General features: G+C 62.9%; 13 protein-coding genes and 1 tRNA gene. All 14 read right to left on the bottom strand.

Annotation, left to right across the window (positions count from 1 at the left end; translation table 11 throughout):
• A partial coding sequence (gene tuf / locus KF759_RS13555) for an elongation factor Tu (RefSeq protein WP_291226375.1) occupies window positions 1–1,184 on the bottom strand: 1,184 nt, incomplete at its 3' end.
• 88 nt (window positions 1,185–1,272) lie between these two features.
• A complete protein-coding gene (gene fusA, locus KF759_RS13550; RefSeq protein WP_291226374.1) occupies window positions 1,273–3,369 on the bottom strand; it encodes an elongation factor G in 2,097 nt (698 codons plus the stop codon).
• A gap of 176 nt (window positions 3,370–3,545) precedes the next feature.
• Window positions 3,546–4,013, bottom strand: a complete 468-nt coding sequence (gene rpsG / locus KF759_RS13545; protein WP_291226373.1) for a 30S ribosomal protein S7 — start codon at window positions 4,011–4,013, stop codon at window positions 3,546–3,548.
• Between the two features lie 109 nt (window positions 4,014–4,122).
• On the bottom strand, window positions 4,123–4,497 hold the full coding sequence (gene rpsL, locus KF759_RS13540; protein ID WP_291226372.1) for a 30S ribosomal protein S12: 375 nt from the start codon (window positions 4,495–4,497) through the stop codon (window positions 4,123–4,125).
• 144 nt (window positions 4,498–4,641) lie between these two features.
• A complete protein-coding gene (locus KF759_RS13535; protein ID WP_291226371.1) occupies window positions 4,642–5,367 on the bottom strand; it encodes a hypothetical protein in 726 nt (241 codons plus the stop codon).
• A 97-nt stretch (window positions 5,368–5,464) separates the two neighbouring features.
• Entirely contained in the window at window positions 5,465–9,667 is a 4,203-nt protein-coding gene (gene rpoC / locus KF759_RS13530; RefSeq protein WP_291226370.1) for a DNA-directed RNA polymerase subunit beta', read from the bottom strand.
• Between the two features lie 123 nt (window positions 9,668–9,790).
• Entirely contained in the window at window positions 9,791–13,960 is a 4,170-nt protein-coding gene (rpoB, locus tag KF759_RS13525) for a DNA-directed RNA polymerase subunit beta (protein WP_291226369.1), read from the bottom strand.
• Window positions 13,961–14,258: 298 nt separating this feature from the next.
• Window positions 14,259–14,630 (bottom strand): 50S ribosomal protein L7/L12, encoded by a 372-nt coding sequence (gene rplL / locus KF759_RS13520; protein WP_291226368.1) that lies wholly within the window; start codon window positions 14,628–14,630, stop codon window positions 14,259–14,261.
• Between the two features lie 46 nt (window positions 14,631–14,676).
• Window positions 14,677–15,195, bottom strand: a complete 519-nt coding sequence (gene rplJ / locus KF759_RS13515; RefSeq protein ID WP_291226367.1) for a 50S ribosomal protein L10 — start codon at window positions 15,193–15,195, stop codon at window positions 14,677–14,679.
• Between the two features lie 431 nt (window positions 15,196–15,626).
• The gene (gene rplA / locus KF759_RS13510; protein WP_291226366.1) at window positions 15,627–16,328 is read right to left on the bottom strand and encodes a 50S ribosomal protein L1; all 702 of its coding nucleotides are present in this window, start codon (window positions 16,326–16,328) and stop codon (window positions 15,627–15,629) included.
• Between the two features lie 2 nt (window positions 16,329–16,330).
• The gene (gene rplK, locus KF759_RS13505; protein WP_291226365.1) at window positions 16,331–16,759 is read right to left on the bottom strand and encodes a 50S ribosomal protein L11; all 429 of its coding nucleotides are present in this window, start codon (window positions 16,757–16,759) and stop codon (window positions 16,331–16,333) included.
• 166 nt (window positions 16,760–16,925) lie between these two features.
• A complete protein-coding gene (gene nusG, locus KF759_RS13500; RefSeq protein ID WP_291226364.1) occupies window positions 16,926–17,486 on the bottom strand; it encodes a transcription termination/antitermination protein NusG in 561 nt (186 codons plus the stop codon).
• Between the two features lie 7 nt (window positions 17,487–17,493).
• Window positions 17,494–17,880: a preprotein translocase subunit SecE gene (gene secE, locus KF759_RS13495; protein WP_291226363.1), complete on the bottom strand. Its 387-nt coding sequence runs from the start codon at window positions 17,878–17,880 to the stop codon at window positions 17,494–17,496.
• A gap of 75 nt (window positions 17,881–17,955) precedes the next feature.
• Window positions 17,956–18,031, bottom strand: a tRNA-Trp gene (locus KF759_RS13490).
• Between the last annotated feature and the right edge of the window lie 176 nt (window positions 18,032–18,207).

Below are 18,207 nucleotides of genomic sequence, written 5' to 3'. Positions count from 1 at the left end.
ACGACCTTCGCCACCACGCCGGCGCCGACCGTGCGGCCGCCCTCGCGGATCGCAAAACGCAGGCCTTCGTCCATCGCGATCGGGGCGATCAGCGTCACCACCATCTTGATGTTGTCGCCCGGCATGACCATCTCCACGCCTTCCGGCAGCTCGCAGGCACCCGTCACGTCCGTCGTGCGGAAGTAGAACTGCGGACGATAACCCTTGAAGAACGGCGTGTGGCGACCGCCCTCGTCCTTCGACAGCACGTACACCTCGGCCTCGAACTTGGTGTGCGGCGTGATCGAACCCGGCTTGGCCAGCACCTGGCCACGCTCCACGTCGTCACGCTTGGTGCCGCGCAGCAGCAGGCCCGCGTTGTCGCCCGCCTGGCCCTGATCCAGCAGCTTGCGGAACATCTCCACGCCCGTCACCGTCGTCTTCGTCGTCGGGCGGATGCCCACGATCTCGACTTCGTCACCCACCTTGATGATCCCGCGCTCGATGCGGCCCGTCACCACCGTGCCGCGACCCGAAATCGAAAACACGTCCTCGACCGGCATCAGGAACGGCTTGTCCACGTCACGCTGCGGCTCCGGAATCCACGCGTCCAGCGCGTCCACCAGCTTCAGGATCGACGGCACGCCGATCTCCGACTGGTCGCCTTCCAGCGCCTTGAGCGCCGAACCCTTCACGATCGGCGTATCGTCGCCCGGGAAGTTGTACTTGCTCAGCAGCTCGCGCACTTCCATTTCCACCAGGTCCAAGAGCTCGGCGTCATCCACCATGTCCGCCTTGTTCATGTACACCACGATGTAGGGCACGCCCACCTGGCGCGCCAACAGGATGTGCTCGCGCGTCTGCGGCATCGGACCGTCCGCCGACGACACCACCAGGATCGCACCGTCCATCTGCGCCGCACCCGTGATCATGTTCTTCACGTAGTCGGCATGACCCGGGCAGTCCACGTGCGCGTAGTGACGCACCGGGCTTTCGTATTCCACGTGCGAGGTCGAGATCGTGATGCCGCGCGCCTTCTCTTCCGGCGCCTTGTCGATCGCGTCGTAGGCCTTGAACTCGCCGCCGAAACGCTCCGCGCCCACCTTGGTCAGCGCCGCCGTCAGCGTCGTCTTGCCGTGGTCCACATGACCGATCGTGCCCACGTTCACGTGCGGCTTCTTGCGCTCGAATTTTTCCTTGGACATGGTTTTGCCACCTCAGAACTGAAATTTTGAATTATGCGGCCGCGGTTGACCGCTGCCTGTTTGTGCGCGATCGCAGCGATCGCAGCGGTCAACCCTTCTTCATCACTGCTTCGGCGATGTTGTTCGGCGCCTCGGCATAATGGTCGAACTCCATCGTGAACGTTGCACGTCCTTGCGACATCGAGCGCAGGCCGGTGGCGTAACCGAACATTTCGCCCAACGGCACCATCGCGTTGATGACCTTGCCCGAAGGCGTGTCGTCGGAACCCTGCAACACGCCGCGGCGACGGCTGAGATCGCCCATGACGTCGCCCATGTAATCCTCGGGCGTCACCACCTCGACCTTCATGATCGGCTCGAGCAGGACCGGATTGGCCTTGTTGAAGCCTTCCTTGAAGCCCATCGATGCGGCGATCTTGAACGCCATTTCGTTCGAATCGACTTCGTGATACGAACCATCGACCAGGCGGATCTTGATATCGACCACCGGATAGCCCGCAAGCGGGCCGCTGGTCATCGCCTCGCGGATGCCCTTGTCGACGGCCGGCACGTATTCCTTCGGCACGGTGCCGCCAACGGTTGCGTTTTCGAATACGTAGCCAGCGCCACGCTCCTGCGGCTCGATCTCGAGCACGACGTGGCCATACTGGCCCTTGCCGCCCGACTGGCGCACGAACTTGCCTTCCTGCTTGACTGCCTTGCGGATGGCTTCGCGATAGGCCACCTGCGGCTTGCCGACATTGGCCTCGACGTTGAATTCGCGCTTCATGCGGTCGACGATGATGTCCAGATGCAGCTCACCCATGCCGGCGATGATGGTCTGCCCTGATTCCTCGTCGGTACGCACGCGGAACGAAGGATCTTCCTGCGCCAGGCGCGACAGCGCGATGCCCATCTTTTCCTGATCGGTCTTGGTCTTGGGCTCGACCGCCATCGAGATGACGGGCTCGGGGAAGGTCATGCGCTCGAGCACGATCGGATCATTGAGCGCACACAGGGTGTCACCGGTGGTGACATCCTTGAGACCCACTGCCGCGGCAATGTCGCCGGCCAGCACTTCCTTGATCTCGTCACGCTGGTTGGAGTGCATCTGCAGAATACGGCCGATGCGCTCCTTCTTGCCCTTGACCGAGTTCATCACCTGGTCACCGGCATTGAGCACGCCCGAGTAGACCCGGAAGAAGGTCAGCGAACCCACGAACGGATCGGTCATGATCTTGAACGCCAGCGCCGAGAATGGCGCCTTGTCGCTCGATTCGCGCGACAGCTCCTTGTTCTCGTCATCGACGTCCTGACCCTTGACCGGCGGCACGTCGACCGGCGACGGCAACAGGTTGACCACGCCGTCGAGCATCGCCTGCACGCCCTTGTTCTTGAATGCCGTGCCACAGAACATCGGCACGATCTCGGTCTTGAGGGTGCGCTCACGCAGACCCTTGATGATTTCCTGCTCCGACAGCTCGCCTTCGGTGAGGTACTTGTCCATCAGCTCTTCGCTGGCTTCGGCCGCGGACTCGACCATGAACGCGCGCGCCTCGACGGCCTGCGCCTTGAGCTGCTCGGGAATGTCGCGGTATTCGAAGGTGAGACCCTGCGAAGCGGCATCCCAATGGATTGCCTTCATCTTGAGCAGGTCGACCACGCCTTCGAACTGGTCTTCAGCACCAATGGGCACCTGCATCGGTACCGGTTGCGCGCCCAGGCGCGACTTCAACTGGTCGCGCACCTTGAGGAAGTTCGCGCCGGTGCGATCCATCTTGTTGACGAAGGCGATGCGCGGCACATGGTACTTGTTGGCCTGACGCCAAACCGTTTCCGACTGCGGCTGCACACCACCGACCGCGCACAGCACGAATACCGCGCCATCGAGCACGCGCAGCGAGCGCTCCACCTCGATGGTGAAGTCGACGTGTCCGGGGGTATCGATGATGTTGAAGCGGTGCTCGGGCAACGACTTGTCCATGCCCTTCCAGAACGCCGTGGTGGCGGCCGAAGTGATGGTGATGCCGCGCTCCTGCTCCTGCTCCATCCAGTCCATGGTGGCAGCGCCATCATGCACTTCACCGAGCTTGTGGTTCTTGCCGGTGTAGAACAGGATGCGCTCGGATGTAGTGGTCTTGCCGGCGTCGATGTGCGCCATGATGCCGAAATTGCGATAGCGCTCGATGGGAGTCGTGCGTGCCATAAATCTGCCTTCGCAAGGCCTACCGCCTTGCCATTGAGCGGCCATCCGGGCCGCGCGATTGTTGATGATGCCGGCGCAAGCGCCGGATGATTCCTCACACCGTGAGCGTGCGATCGCGCGCCACCGCGGCATGTCTGGCGGAGTCGCCGCCGCGATGAGCGACGGCGGGTCAACCCTTACCAGCGATAGTGCGAGAACGCCTTGTTGGCATCCGCCATGCGGTGGGTTTCCTCGCGCTTCTTGATCGCGCCGCCACGGTTCTCCGAAGCATCGAGCAATTCCGCGGCGAGCTTGCGCGGCATCGTGTTCTCACCGCGCTTGCGCGCCGCTTCGATCACCCAGCGCATGGCCAGGGCGGTACGCCGCGACGAGCGCACTTCGACCGGAACCTGATAGGTGGCACCACCAACGCGGCGGGACTTGACCTCGACCGCGGGCGCAACGTTGTTGAGGGCTTTTTCGACCAGGGTGACCGGTTCGGCATGCTTTTCGCCGATGTGGTCGAGCGCGCCATAGACGATCTGCTCGGCAACCGACTTCTTGCCGCTCTGCATGATCATGTTGATGAAGCGCGCGATGACCTGACTGCCGTGCTTGGGATCGGGCAGCAGGGTACGAACAGGGGTATTGCCTTTGCGTGACATGGTCTCTTCTCAATGATGCGGTCACGTGGACCGCTTGATACTCAAGCGCGGCTGCGCCTGTGTTGTGTTCAGCAGCGGGCAGCGGCGCGGCCGCTGCCCGCTGCGAAATTCAGCCCTTCGGCCGTTTGGCGCCGTACTTGGAACGGCTCTGGCGGCGCTTGGCCACGCCAGCGGCATCGAGGCTGCCGCGTACCGTGTGGTAGCGCACACCCGGAAGGTCCTTGACGCGGCCGCCGCGGATCAGCACGACCGAGTGTTCCTGGAGGTTGTGGCCTTCGCCTCCGATGTAGCTGATCACTTCGAAACCGTTGGTCAGGCGCACCTTGGCAACCTTGCGCAGGGCCGAATTGGGCTTCTTCGGGGTCGTCGTGTACACGCGGGTGCACACGCCGCGACGCTGTGGGCAGTTCGCCAGCGCCGGCGACGCACTCTTGTACGTCTTGGGGCTGCGGGGCTTGCGGACCAGCTGATTGACTGTGGACATTCTTTGGGAACCGTATCTGCGGAATCGTGGAAACCCGGGAATCCGGGAAACAAATAGGCAGGCCAGAACGATTTCCAGCCTGCCAAGACGGAAAAGTATAACGCGCAGTTTCCGAGCCGGTCAACAAATCGGACCCGCTCGAGCTCACTTGCCGGCAGCCTGATCCTCGGCCATGACCACCCAGATCGAGTCGTTGAGATGCTCATCCAAAGCCTTGCCCGGCGCGCAGTCCACCGAAAAGTAGCCTGTTCCATTCCGTCGCGGGTACAGCTTCAGGTAGATGTCGGCGGCATTGCGCCGGGCCGTCGGCTCAGGCACCCCCAGCAGCACGGCAGCACGGTAGTTGCGCTGCACCGCCTGGCACTCGGTAACCGGCTCACGCATCTCGCCGCGCACGTGCATCGCTTCATGAGTGATCAGATTGAGGGCGTTGAGCGCGTTGAGGTCAGCCTCCTGCGGCGCGCGCAGGTAGCGTCGCATGTCGCTGCAGGCGTTCTTCTGGAAGCGGATCTCGCCGGTTTCCAAGCGCGTGTAGCCCGGATTGAGCTGGGCCGGGCTGAAGATCATGTCGACCACCGTGTTGCAATGGAATTGCGCGCGTCGACCGTCGGCGAGCCGGGTCGCTACCGACGCCATCTTGCTCTCGAATCGCCAGTTCGACAGCGGCGGCCAGATGCAGGCCCCCGCCAAGGCAATCACGCTGAGGAAATAAGGCAGGTAGAAGCCGCCGTCGCCGCGCGATCCGTCGCTGCGCAATTCACGCACGGCAAGCCACAGGAAAAACGCCGTGGCCGCAAACCAGATATTCCAATACAGCAGCACCAGCACCGCAGCCAACGCAACCCCTTGGCGTGGCTTGAGCACGGCCATTCACGGCCCTCCTTCCAGGCGCAAGAGGCTGCAATTTGCGGCTGTGACAATGAGCATGGCGCGATGGGCCGCGTGACCACATCGCGCCAAGTCCTCCTCAGCCCGCATCGCCCTCGTCGGCCACCGCCTCGGCGACCGAACTGCTGGAGCTGAGCGTTTCGCGCTCGAGATCCGTCAGCGCGCCCTGCCGGCTGCGGCGCTGGGCGTGGTAGGCCAGGCCCGTACCGGCCGGAATCAGTCGGCCAACGATCACGTTTTCCTTGAGGCCACGCAAGGTATCACGGGTGCCGCGCACTGCCGCTTCGGTAAGCACGCGCGTGGTCTCCTGGAACGAAGCCGCGGAGATGAACGACTCGGTCGCCAGCGAAGCCTTGGTGATGCCCAGCAGCACCGGCAGCATTTCCGCCGGACGTTCGCTGCGCGCTTGGGCACGCGCATTCTCTTCGAGGAAACGCGAGCGATCGACCTGCTCGCCACGCAGGAAGCGCGTGTCGCCGTGGTCGCTGATTTCAACTTTGCGCAGCATCTGGCGAATGATCGCCTCGATGTGCTTGTCGTTGATCTTCACGCCCTGCAGACGGTAGACGTCCTGGATTTCCTTGACCAGATAGGCTGCCAGCGGCTCGACGCCGAGCAAGCGCAGGATGTCGTGCGGGTTGGGCTCGCCGTCGACGACGGTCTCGCCCTTCTCCACATGCTCGCCTTCGAACACGATGACGTGCCGCCACTTTGGAATCAATTCCTCGTGTTCGTTGCCATCCTGGTCGCGAATGATCAGGCGCTGCTTGCCCTTGGTGTCCTTGCCGAAACTGATCACGCCTGAACGCTCGGCGAGGATGGCCGGCTCCTTGGGCTTGCGTGCTTCGAACAGATCGGCCACGCGCGGCAAACCACCGGTGATGTCGCGGGTCTTGGAGGTTTCCTGCGGGATGCGCGCCACCACATCGCCGACGCCGACTTCCGCGCCGTTCTGCAACGACACGATCGCGCCGGCCGGCAGGAAGTACTGCGCCGGGATGTCGGTACCCGGCAGGCGCAGTTCACCACCCTTCTTGTCCACGATGCGCACGATCGGACGCAGATCCTTGGCCGCGCTGCCACGCCGCTTGGGATCGGTGACCACGGCACTGGCCAGACCGGTCAGTTCGTCGATCTGTTCCTGCACGGTAATGCCGTCCTGGAAATCGATGAAGCGCACCACGCCGGCCACTTCCGACACGATCGGATGGGTGTGCGGGTCCCACTTGGCAACGAACTGACCTGCCTTGACTGCCGCGCCGTCGCGCGCATCGATGTTGGCGCCATAGGGCACCTTGTAGCGCTCACGCTCTCGACCATGCGCATCCATCACCGACAGCTCGCCCGAGCGCGACACCGCAACCAGGTGGCCGCTGGCGTGGGCCACGGTCTTGAGGTTGGTGAACTTGAGCGTACCGGTCGTCTTGACCTGCACGCTGTCAACTGCGGCTGCACGCGAAGCCGCGCCACCAATGTGGAAGGTACGCATCGTCAGCTGCGTGCCGGGCTCGCCGATCGACTGTGCCGCGATCACGCCGACCGCTTCACCGATGTTGACGATGTGACCGCGCGCCAGGTCGCGGCCATAGCACTTGCTGCAAACGCCGAAGCGCGCCTCGCAGGTGATCGGCGAGCGCACCAGCACCGATTGCACGCCGGCGGTCTCGAGCTTGTCGACCAGCGTTTCATTCAGCACGGTGCCGCGTTGAACCAGCGGGTCCTCGTCGTTGCCGGGCGCGAACACGTCCTCAGCGGTGACGCGGCCGAGCACGCGATCCTTGAGCGCCTCCACCACGTCGCCGCCTTCGACGATCGGCGTCATGGTCAGACCATTGCCGGTACCGCAGTCGACTTCAGTGACGACGACGTCCTGGGCGACGTCGACCAGACGACGCGTGAGGTAACCCGAATTCGCGGTCTTGAGCGCAGTGTCAGCCAGGCCCTTGCGCGCGCCGTGGGTCGAGTTGAAGTACTGCAACACATTGAGGCCTTCGCGGAAGTTCGCCTTGATCGGCGTCTCGATGATCGAGCCGTCCGGACGCGCCATCAGGCCGCGCATGCCGGCGAGCTGACGGATCTGCGCTGCCGAACCACGCGCGCCAGAGTCGGCCATGATGTAGAGCGAGTTCATCGATTTCTGCTCGACTGCCTCGCCCTTGCGCGACTTGACGCGGTCAACGCCAATGCCGTCGATCATCGCCTTGGCCACGCGCTCGTTGGTGCGCGACCAGATGTCGACCACCTTGTTGTAGCGCTCGCCCGCGGTGACCAGACCCGACTGGTATTGCTGCTGGATCTCGGTGACTTCCTTTTCCGCTTCTTCGAGAATGCCCTTCTTCTCGCCCGGGATCTTCATGTCATCGATGCCGATCGAAATGCCGGCGCGCGTGGCGTAGGCGAACCCGGTGTACATCAGCTTGTCGGCGAACACCACGGTGTCCTTGAGGCCGAGTCGGCGATAGCACTGGTTGATCAGGCGCGAGATGTTCTTCTTGGTGAGCTCGAGATTGGCCAGCGCGAACGGCAGACCCTCGGGCAGGATCTCGGCGAGCAGCGCACGCCCGACGGTGGTTTCCACCAGCTCGGTCTTGCCGGCGTCATCGCCCGCCTTGCCCGCGTTGGGTGTCATGCGCACCTTGACCTTGGCATGCAGTTCGACCTTGCGGCTGTCGTAGGCACGATGCACTTCGGCGATGTTGGCGAAGGTCATGCCCTCGCCTGCCTTGTTTTCAAGCGCGCGGGTCATGTAGTACAGGCCCAGCACGACGTCCTGCGACGGCACGATGATCGGCTCGCCGTTGGCCGGCGAGAGGATGTTGTTGGTCGACATCATCAGCGCACGTGCTTCGAGCTGGGCTTCCAGCGACAGCGGCACGTGCACAGCCATCTGGTCGCCGTCAAAGTCGGCGTTGAACGCGGTACAGACCAGCGGATGCAGCTGAATCGCCTTGCCTTCGACCAGCACCGGCTCGAAAGCCTGGATTCCCAGACGATGCAGGGTCGGTGCACGGTTGAGCAACACCGGGTGCTCGCGGATGACTTCCTCGAGGATGTCCCACACCTCGGCGCTTTCGCGCTCGACCAGCTTCTTGGCCGCCTTGATGGTGGTAGCCAGGCCGCGGCGCTGCAGCTTGGAGAAGATGAACGGCTTGAACAGTTCCAGCGCCATCTTCTTGGGCAGACCGCACTGGTGCAGCTTCAGCCTCGGTCCGACCACGATCACGGAGCGACCCGAGTAGTCGACACGCTTGCCGAGCAGGTTCTGGCGGAAACGACCCTGCTTGCCCTTGATCATGTCGGCCAGCGACTTGAGCGGACGCTTGTTGGTACCGGTGATGGCGCGGCCACGACGACCGTTGTCCATCAGGGCATCGACCGCTTCCTGGAGCATGCGCTTCTCGTTGCGCACGATGATGTCGGGCGCATTGAGCTCAAGCAGGCGCTTGAGACGATTGTTGCGGTTGATGACGCGGCGATACAGATCATTGAGATCGGAAGTCGCAAAGCGGCCGCCATCGAGCGGCACCAGCGGGCGCAGGTCCGGCGGCAGCACCGGCAGGACGGTCATCACCATGAACTCGGGACGGTTGCCCGACTCGAGGAAAGCCTCGACCAGCTTGATGCGCTTGGACAGGCGCTTGAGCTTGGTTTCGGAGTTGGTCGAGGCGATTTCCTCGCGCAGCTTGAGCAGTTCCTGATTGAGGTCGATCGTCTTGAGCAGTTCGTAGACCGCCTCGGCGCCCATGCGCGCGTCAAATTCGTCACCGTGTTCTTCGACCGCCTGCAGGTACTGCTCCTCGTTGAGGATCTGGCCGCGCTCGAGCGCGGTCATGCCCGGATCGACGACCACGTAGGCTTCGAAGTAGAGGATGCGCTCGATGTCGCGCAGCGTCATGTCGAGCATCAGGCCGATGCGCGAAGGCAGCGACTTGAGGAACCAGATGTGCGCTACCGGCGAGGCCAGTTCGATGTGGCCCATGCGCTCGCGACGTACCTTGGCCAAGGTCACTTCGGTGCCGCATTTCTCGCACACCACGCCGCGGTGCTTCATGCGCTTGTACTTGCCGCACAGGCACTCGTAATCCTTGATCGGGCCGAAGATGGCGGCGCAGAACAAGCCGTCGCGTTCCGGCTTGAAGGTGCGGTAATTGATTGTTTCCGGCTTCTTGACCTCGCCGAACGACCACGAGCGGATGAGGTCGGGTGAAGCCAGCGCGATCTTGATCGAATCGAAATCAAGCGTCTGGCGCTGCTGGTTGAACAGATTGAGCAAGTCTTTCATGGGTTACTCCGGGAATCGGGAATGGGGAGTCGGGAATCGTCAGAAGCGGGTAACGGGATCAGGGAGCAACAGCGCGCGACGGTGCCGTCGCGATTCCCCGATCCCGCTTGCCCATTCCCGGCTTCACCTTTCTTCCAGTTCCATGTTGATCGCCAGCGAACGGATTTCCTTGACCAGCACGTTGAACGACTCGGGCATGCCTGCCGACATCTCGTGATCGCCATCGACGATGTTCTTGTACATCTGATTGCGACCGGTGACGTCGTCGGACTTGACCGTGAGCATTTCCTGCAGCGTGTAGGCCGCGCCATAGGCCTCCAGTGCCCATACCTCCATTTCACCGAAGCGCTGGCCGCCGAACTGCGCCTTGCCACCGAGCGGCTGCTGGGTGACGAGCGAGTACGGGCCGGTGGAACGTGCATGCATCTTGTCGTCGACCAAGTGGTTGAGCTTGAGCATGTGCATGTAGCCCACCGTGACCGGGCGGTCGAAAGCCTCGCCGGTGCGGCCGTCGTACAGCGTGGTCTGGCCGGACTCCGGCAAATCGGCAAGCTTGAGCATCGCCTTGATTTCCTCTTCGAAGGCGCCGTCGAACACCGGCGTTGCCATCGGCACACCATCGCTCAGGTTGCCCGCCAGCGTGAGCAGTTCCTCATCGCTGAAGGATTTGAGGTTGATGTGGTGGCCGCTGCCGGCTTCCTTGCTGCCGCCCGAGTTGTAGACCTCATCAAGGAATTTGCGCAGCTCGGCAACCTTGGTCTGCGCCTTGAGCATGCGCTCGATCTTCTCGCCGATGCCCTTGGCCGCCCAGCCAAGATGCACTTCGAGAATCTGGCCGATGTTCATTCGCGAGGGCACGCCCAGCGGGTTGAGCACGATGTCGACGGGTCGGCCATCGGTCGCATACGGCATGTCCTCGACCGGCACGATCATCGACACCACACCCTTGTTGCCGTGGCGACCTGCCATCTTGTCGCCCGGCTGGATGCGGCGCTTCACCGCGAGGTAGACCTTGACCATCTTGAGCACGCCCGGAGCGAGGTCATCGCCCGCGGTGATCTTGCCTTGCTTGGCCTTGAAGCGCTGTTCAAACTCGGCCTTGTGGCGCTTGACCTGCTCCTGCGCACGCTCGAGGAACTCGGCGGCCGCCTCGTCCTTCATGCGGATCGCGAACCACTCGTCCTTCTTCAGTGAATCCAGGTATTCGTCGCTGATCTCGGCGCCCTTCTTGAGCGTGCCCGGACCACCATTGGCGACCTTGCCGACCAGCGCTGCGCGCAGACGGTTGTAGATCGCGCCTTCGAGGATGCGGAACTGGTCGTCGAAGTCCTTCTTGACGCGCTTGATCTCCATTTCCTCGATCTGGCGCGCACGCTTGTCCTTCTCGATGCCGTCACGCGTGAACACCTGCACGTCGATGACGGTGCCATCCATGCCCGGCGGCACGCGCAGCGAGCTGTCCTTCACGTCCGAGGCCTTCTCGCCGAAGATCGCGCGCAGCAGCTTCTCTTCGGGCGTGAGCTGGCTTTCGCCCTTGGGCGTCACCTTGCCGACCAGGATGTCGCCGGCCTTGACCTCGGCGCCGATGTAGACCACGCCTGACTCGTCGAGGCGCGCCAGCGCCTGCTCGCCGACGTTGGGGATGTCGGCGGAGATTTCCTCCGGGCCGAGCTTGGTATCGCGCGCCTGGATCGTCAGCTCTTCGATGTGGATCGTGGTGTAACGATCCTCCTCGACCACGCGCTCGGAGAGCAGGATCGAGTCCTCGAAGTTGTAGCCATTCCACGGCATGAACGCGACCAGCATGTTCTGACCCAGCGCCAGTTCGCCCAGATCGGTGGACGAGCCATCGGCGAGCACGTCGCCCTTGGCCACTACGTCACCCACGTTCACCAGCGGACGCTGGTTGAGGTTGGTGTTCTGGTTGGAGCGCGTGTACTTGGTCAGCGTGTAGATGTCCACGCCGGCATCGTTGTCGCCGATCTCGGCTTCGTTGACGCGCACCACGATACGACCGGCGTCGACCTGGTCGATCACGCCGCCGCGCAGCGCCGCCACGGTCACGCCCGAATCGCGCGCCACGGCGCGTTCGATGCCGGTGCCGACCAGAGGCGTCTGCGAACGCAGCGTCGGCACGGCCTGACGCTGCATGTTCGCGCCCATCAGCGCGCGGTTGGCGTCATCGTGCTCGAGGAACGGCACCAGCGCCGCCGCCACCGACACGGTCTGCATCGGCGAGACGTCCATGTAGTTGATTTCGCTGGCCGGGCGCAGCTCGGATTCGCCGCGGAATCGGCACGAAACGTACTCTTCCGAGAAGGTGCCGTCCTTGTTGAGCGGCGAGTTCGCCTGTGCGATCACGAATTCGCCTTCATCGATCGCCGACAGGAATTCGACCTTGTTGGTGACCTTGCTGTTGTCGACCTTGCGATAGGGCGTTTCGAGGAAGCCGTACTCGTTGGTGCGCGCGTACACGGCCAGCGAGTTGATCAGGCCGATGTTCGGGCCTTCCGGCGTTTCGATGGTGCAGACGCGACCGTAATGGGTCGGATGCACGTCGCGCACCTCGAAGCCCGCGCGCTCGCGCGTAAGGCCGCCCGGGCCAAGCGCCGAAACGCGGCGCTTGTGGGTGACCTCGGACAGCGGATTGTTCTGATCCATGAACTGCGACAGCTGCGAGGAGCCGAAGAACTCCTTCACTGCAGCCGCCACCGGCTTGGCGTTGATCAGATCCTGCGGCGTGAGACCTTCTGCCTCGGCCAGCGACAGGCGTTCCTTGACCGCGCGCTCGACGCGCACGAGCCCGATGCGGAACACGTTCTCGGCCATTTCGCCGACGCTGCGCACGCGGCGGTTGCCCAGATGATCGATGTCATCGACCGTACCGCGGCCATTGCGGATCTCGATCAGCACCTTGATGACGTCGAGAATGTCCGAGCCGACGCCGAATTCCTTTACCAGCCCCTTCGAGGTCTCGTCATTGCGGTCGCCGAAGTACTTGCTGTCGTAGAGGATGCCCGGCCCCTTGTCGTCCTTGCGGCCGACGCGGCGGTTGAACTTCATGCGACCGACGCGATCCAGGTCGTAGCGATCCGCCGAGAAGAACAGGTTCTGGAACAGGTTCTGCGCGGCATCCTTGGTCGGCGGCTCGCCGGGACGCATCATGCGGTAGATCTCGACCAGCGCTTCCAGCGGCGTGCGCGACGGATCGATGCGCAGCGTGCGCGAGATGTAATCGCCACGATCGAGGTCGTTGACCCACAAGGTGGCAATCTTGTCGACGCCGGCCTTGCGGAACGCCTCGAGGTGGGCGTCGTTGATCTCGTCGTTGGCCGCGGCGAGCAGCTCGCCGGTCTTGGTGTCGACCACGTCATGCGCGAGGATGCGGCCGACGAGATATTCGTCGGGCACTTCCAGACTCTTGATGTTGGCCTTCTCGAGCTGCTTGACGTGACGCGCGGTGATGCGCTTGCCGGTCTCGACGATGACGCTGTCACCGACGCGCAGATCGAAGTTGAGAGTCTCGCCACGCAGGCGCTCGGCCACCAGGTCGAGCTTGGCGCTGTTCTTCTTGCCCAGATGGAAGACGTTCTTCTCGAAGAAGATGTCGAGCATGTCGGCATTGGTGTAACCCAGCGCGCGCAGCAGCACCGTCACCGGCAACTTGCGGCGACGATCGATGCGGGTGAACAGGGCGTCCTTCGGATCGAACTCGAAATCGAGCCAGGATCCACGGTAAGGAATGACGCGCGCACTGTAGAGCAGCTTGCCCGAGCTGTGCGTCTTGCCGCGGTCATGGTCGAAGAACACGCCCGGCGAACGATGCAGCTGCGAGACGATGACGCGCTCGGTGCCGTTGACGATGAAGGTGCCGGTGTCGGTCATGAGCGGCAACTCGCCCATGTAGACCTCCTGCTCCTTGACATACTTGATCGCCTTGTTTGACGACTCCTTGTCGTAGATCACCAGACGCACGGTGACGCGCAGCGGCGCGCCGAAACTCATGCCGCGCGAACGGCATTCACGCTCGTCGAACGGCGGCTCGCCAAGACGGTAGTTCACGTACTCCAGCGCAGCGCTTCCGGAATAACTGGTGATCGGGAACACCGAACGCAGCGCCGCGTGCAAGCCCTTGTCTTCACGCGCATTGGGGTCGACCTCGGCCTGCAGGAACTCGCGATACGAGTCGACCTGAATCGCCAACAGGAAAGGAACACCGAGCACAGGTGGGCGCTTGCCGAAATTCTTGCGGATGCGCTTCTTTTCGGTGAAGGAGTACGTCGTCTGGGTCATGAGGAGATCACCTCGAACAGCATGCGGCGATGGCCAATCGCCGTGGAGAACAGCGGAAGGAAATAGCGGACATCGGAAAACACGGGGCCTCGGGCCCGACGGTACCGTGCTTTCCCATGCCCGCTGCACACGTCTTCGCAACGGGCAAAGCCCGGGAGCTCGCGCCCCCAGGCTTTGGATTCGTCATTCCGGCGGAGGCCGGAATCCAGTCTTTGCTTGTCGTCTTCCAGTACTCATCAAAAGCTGGACCCCGGATCACTGCACATCCTGTGCCGTCCGGGGTGACGCCTTCATGGCGTCACTTGACCTCGACGGTCGCGCCAGCAGTTTCCAGATCCTTCTTGAACTTGGCGGCATCGTCCTTGGAGATGCCTTCCTTGAGGACGCCACCGGCTTCGGTGAGATCCTTGGCTTCCTTGAGACCGAGGCCGGTGATGGCGCGCACGGTCTTGATGACGTCGACCTTCTTCTCGCCAGCGCTCTTGAGGACGATCGTGAACTCGGTCTGCTCTTCGACCGCGGCAGCGGCAGCGGCCGGGCCGGCAGCAACGGCGACCGGGGCGGCAGCGGAGACGCCGAACTTGTCTTCGATCGCCTTGACCAGCTCCATGACTTCCATCAGCGACTTGGTGGCGATGGCTTCGACGATTTGCTCGTTGGAAAGGGACATTTGCATTACCTCGTGAAAATTCTGGAATGGGGTTCAGCGAAACGGATCAGGCCGTCGGGGTCGGGGCCGCGTCGCCACCGCCCTGCTTGTCTGCAACCGCCTTGACCGCACGCGCGAACATCGTGGCCGGCTCGGCAAGCACGCGGGCCAACATGCCCAGGGCTTGTTCAAGCGTCGGCAACGAGGCCAGCACGTCGACATGGCTGGCCGGATACTGCTGGCCACCGACGACAACGACCTTGGCCTTGAGCTTGTCATTGCCCTTGGCGAATTCCTTGATCAGGCGACCGGCGGCACCGGGCTCTTCCTGCGAGAACGCATACAGCAGTGGGCCGGTCAGTGAATCCTTGGCGCACTCGTAGTCGGTGCCGGCAACCGCGCGCGATGCCAGCGTGTTCTTGACGACCTTGAGGAAAACGCCCGATTCACGCGCCTTCTTGCGCATCACGGTCATTTGCTCGACCGTGGTGCCCGCGTACTCGACAGCGATCAGGGAATGCGCCTTGGCAGCGACTTGCGCCACTTCGGCCACGATTTCTTTCTTCTGGGACAGATTGAGAGCCATTAGCACTCCTCCAATTGAACGCCGCTCACGGCCGTGCCGCTTGCGGTCCGGGACGACATCCATCCTGGACGTCGGGGACACGGAAAGCGTCCCGCTGGTGGCCTGACTGACTGGTCTGCCCAGTGGCGTTGAACCAGATTTCCAGGAAGGCGACACCATCTACGCAGGCTGGTGGTTTGAGACCCTTGCGGCGGGAGCGGGGCAATCCATGCAATGGCTTGCCTTCCTTGGATCCCGATCGCGCCACTGGGGCCGCCTGCGGTCTTTGACGGCGCCCCTGCTCGCGCAGGGCGCCCTCAAAACTTGAAAAATGAACCGGCTATTCTAGCGCGCTTTTGCACGAAAGTCTCGCAGCCCGAAGCGATGCGCGACGGACCACCGGTCCACGCGCACCATGCTTCGAACATGGCCGCCATGCCGGCGGCCGGACATCAAGCCGAAACCGTCGACGGATCGACCGGAACGCCAACACCCATCGTGCTCGAGATCGAGACCTTCTGCAGGTACTGACCCTTCGCCGAGGCCGGCTTGGCCTTGACCAGATCGGCGAGCAGCGCGTTGAGATTGTCCTTGAGCGCATTCGCCTCAAACGAGGCCTTGCCGATCGAGCAGTGGATGATGCCCGCCTTGTCGTTGCGGAACTTGACCTGACCGGCCTTGGCATTCTTGACCGCGGTGACGACGTCGGCAGCGACCGAGCCATCCTTCGGGTTGGGCATCAGGCCGCGCGGACCGAGCAGCTGACCGAGCTTGCCGACCACGCGCATTGCGTCCGGGGTGGCGATGACGCGACCGAAGTCGAGCTCGCCTGCCTGCATGCGCTCGGCCAGATCCTCCATGCCCACGGCATCGGCACCTGCGGCCTTGGCTGCTTCGGCCTTCTCGCCCGCCGGGCAGAACACCGCAACCTTGACGGTCTTGCCGGTGCCATGCGGCATCATCACCGAGCCACGCACGCCCTGATCGGACTTCTTGGCATCGATGCCGAGGCGGATTGCGACGTCCACCGATTCGGGAAACTTGGCCTTGGCGCCTTCCTTGACGATCTTGATGGCTTCATCGACCGAGTAGATCTTGCCCGGGGTGACGGTGGCGCTGAGCGCCTTGTAACGCTTGCTGATCTTCGTGCTCATGTTCAGGTCTCCGTCGTCAGGCCCATGCTGCGCGCGCTGCCGGCAATGGTGCGCACCGCGGCGTCGAGATCGGCAGCAGTCAGATCGGGCTCCTTCGCCTTGGCGATGTCCTCGAGCTGCTTGCGGCTGACCTTGCCAACCTTCTCGGTATTGGGACGCTTGGAACCGGACGTGATACCCGCTGCCTTCTTGAGCAGGATCGTCGCCGGTGGCGTCTTGGTGATGAAGGTGAAGGTACGGTCGGAATAGGCCGTGATGACGACCGGGATCGGCAGACCCGGCTCGAGCTTCTGCGTGGCGGCATTGAAGGCCTTGCAGAACTCCATGATGTTGAGGCCGCGCTGACCGAGCGCGGGACCCACGGGCGGCGAAGGGTTGGCCTGACCGGCCTTCACCTGCAGCTTGATGTAGCCGACTACTTTCTTTGCCATTGTCTGTTACTCCTCGGGTTCAAACGCCTGCACGCCGATCAGGCTGCGGGGCTCCCCGTCTGGTTGAATTCGGGAAACGGAATTCGCGGATGGAGAATCGATGAAGATCAGCGGCAATGCCCCGGATCCCGTGATTCCCGACTCCCGATTCCCGTCCCCCGGCCTTTCAGGCCTTCTCGACCTGGCCGAACTCGAGTTCGACCGGCGTCGAGCGACCGAAAATCAGCACCGCCACACGCAAGCGGCTCTTCTCGTAATTGACTTCCTCGACCACGCCGTTGAAATCGTTGAAGGGTCCATCGGTGACACGCACCATCTCGCCCGGCTCGAACAACACCTTCGGCCGCGGCTTCTCGACGCCTTCCTGCACTCGCTGCAGGATGCCATCGGCTTCGGAATCCTTGATCGGCAACGGGCGATCGGCAGTACCGCCGATGAAACCCATCACGCGCGGCGTCTCCTTGACCAGATGCCAGGACTCGTCATCGATCTTGAGCGCCTTGCCTTCGTCGTGGGTCTCGATCTGCACCAGCACGTAACCCGGGAAGAACTTGCGTTCGCTGCGGCGCTTCTGGCCGCCTCGCATCTCGATCACTTCCTCGGTCGGCACCATCACTTCGCCGAATTTCTCCTGCATGCCGGCGCGCGCGATGCGCTCCCTGAGCGCCCGCGCAACGCTGTGCTCGAAGCCTGAATAGGCATGTACCACGTACCAACGCTTGCTCATGCAGGCCTCAACTTCCGAACTTCAGCAGATGATCGATGATCGCCCACTTGAGAACCACGTCGATCAGACCCAGCAACAGGCTGAGAATGATGACGACCACGATGACCACGAGCGTCGTGCGCAGGGTCTGGTCACGCGTCGGCCACACGACCTTGCGCAGTTCGAACTGCGACTCAGCCAGATATTCGCGCGTCGAACGGCCCACGGCGGTGAATGCGGCAACGGCCATCGCGGCAATCGCGCCGACCGCAAACATGCCCAGACGGGCCCAGCCATTCCAGCCTTCCAGCAGGTAATAGGCAGCGACGCCGGCAATCAGCAAGGCCGCCGCCAGCGTGAGCTTGACGATGTCCAGAACCTGATTTCCGCCTGCTTTTTCGACGTTGGCGTTCATATGGTCTGTTTGGATATTCCTCCATCGCGGCAGGGGAGCAGAGCAACTTCCAGGCCGGACGGTTCAGATTGGAATTGGCACGCCAGGAGGGACTCGAACCCCCAACCTGCGGTTTTGGAGACCGCTGCTCTGCCAGTTGAGCTACTGGCGTGTGTGAATTTTGCTCTTCCATGAAACGACAACACCGGCCATCGTGGCCGGAATTTCTGACCGGCATCCATCCGCGGATCGATGCCGGTCATGCACGCTTGTTGCCGGACTGGACAGAATACGGTGGCGCCAGACATTCCGCCCCACCAGTTCCCGCAGTCCGTTGACGCTTACTGG

It is taken from the genome of Dokdonella sp. (genome assembly GCF_019634815.1).
Lineage (GTDB): Bacteria > Pseudomonadota > Gammaproteobacteria > Xanthomonadales > Rhodanobacteraceae > Dokdonella_A.
This window is presented reverse-complemented; position numbering and strand designations above follow the sequence as displayed.

What these genes read in the sequence shown, in the direction of transcription:
- fusA (WP_291226374.1), bottom strand. Translation starts at nt 3,369, where the DNA reads ATGGCACGCACGACTCCCATCGAGCGCTATCGCAATTTCGGCATCATG.
- rpsG (WP_291226373.1), bottom strand. Translation starts at nt 4,013, where the DNA reads ATGTCACGCAAAGGCAATACCCCTGTTCGTACCCTGCTGCCCGATCCC.
- rpsL (WP_291226372.1), bottom strand. Translation starts at nt 4,497, where the DNA reads ATGTCCACAGTCAATCAGCTGGTCCGCAAGCCCCGCAGCCCCAAGACG.
- KF759_RS13535 (WP_291226371.1), bottom strand. Translation starts at nt 5,367, where the DNA reads ATGGCCGTGCTCAAGCCACGCCAAGGGGTTGCGTTGGCTGCGGTGCTG.
- rpoC (WP_291226370.1), bottom strand. Translation starts at nt 9,667, where the DNA reads ATGAAAGACTTGCTCAATCTGTTCAACCAGCAGCGCCAGACGCTTGAT.
- rpoB (WP_291226369.1), bottom strand. Translation starts at nt 13,960, where the DNA reads ATGACCCAGACGACGTACTCCTTCACCGAAAAGAAGCGCATCCGCAAG.
- rplL (WP_291226368.1), bottom strand. Translation starts at nt 14,630, where the DNA reads ATGTCCCTTTCCAACGAGCAAATCGTCGAAGCCATCGCCACCAAGTCG.
- rplJ (WP_291226367.1), bottom strand. Translation starts at nt 15,195, where the DNA reads ATGGCTCTCAATCTGTCCCAGAAGAAAGAAATCGTGGCCGAAGTGGCG.
- rplA (WP_291226366.1), bottom strand. Translation starts at nt 16,328, where the DNA reads ATGAGCACGAAGATCAGCAAGCGTTACAAGGCGCTCAGCGCCACCGTC.
- rplK (WP_291226365.1), bottom strand. Translation starts at nt 16,759, where the DNA reads ATGGCAAAGAAAGTAGTCGGCTACATCAAGCTGCAGGTGAAGGCCGGT.
- nusG (WP_291226364.1), bottom strand. Translation starts at nt 17,486, where the DNA reads ATGAGCAAGCGTTGGTACGTGGTACATGCCTATTCAGGCTTCGAGCAC.
- secE (WP_291226363.1), bottom strand. Translation starts at nt 17,880, where the DNA reads ATGAACGCCAACGTCGAAAAAGCAGGCGGAAATCAGGTTCTGGACATC.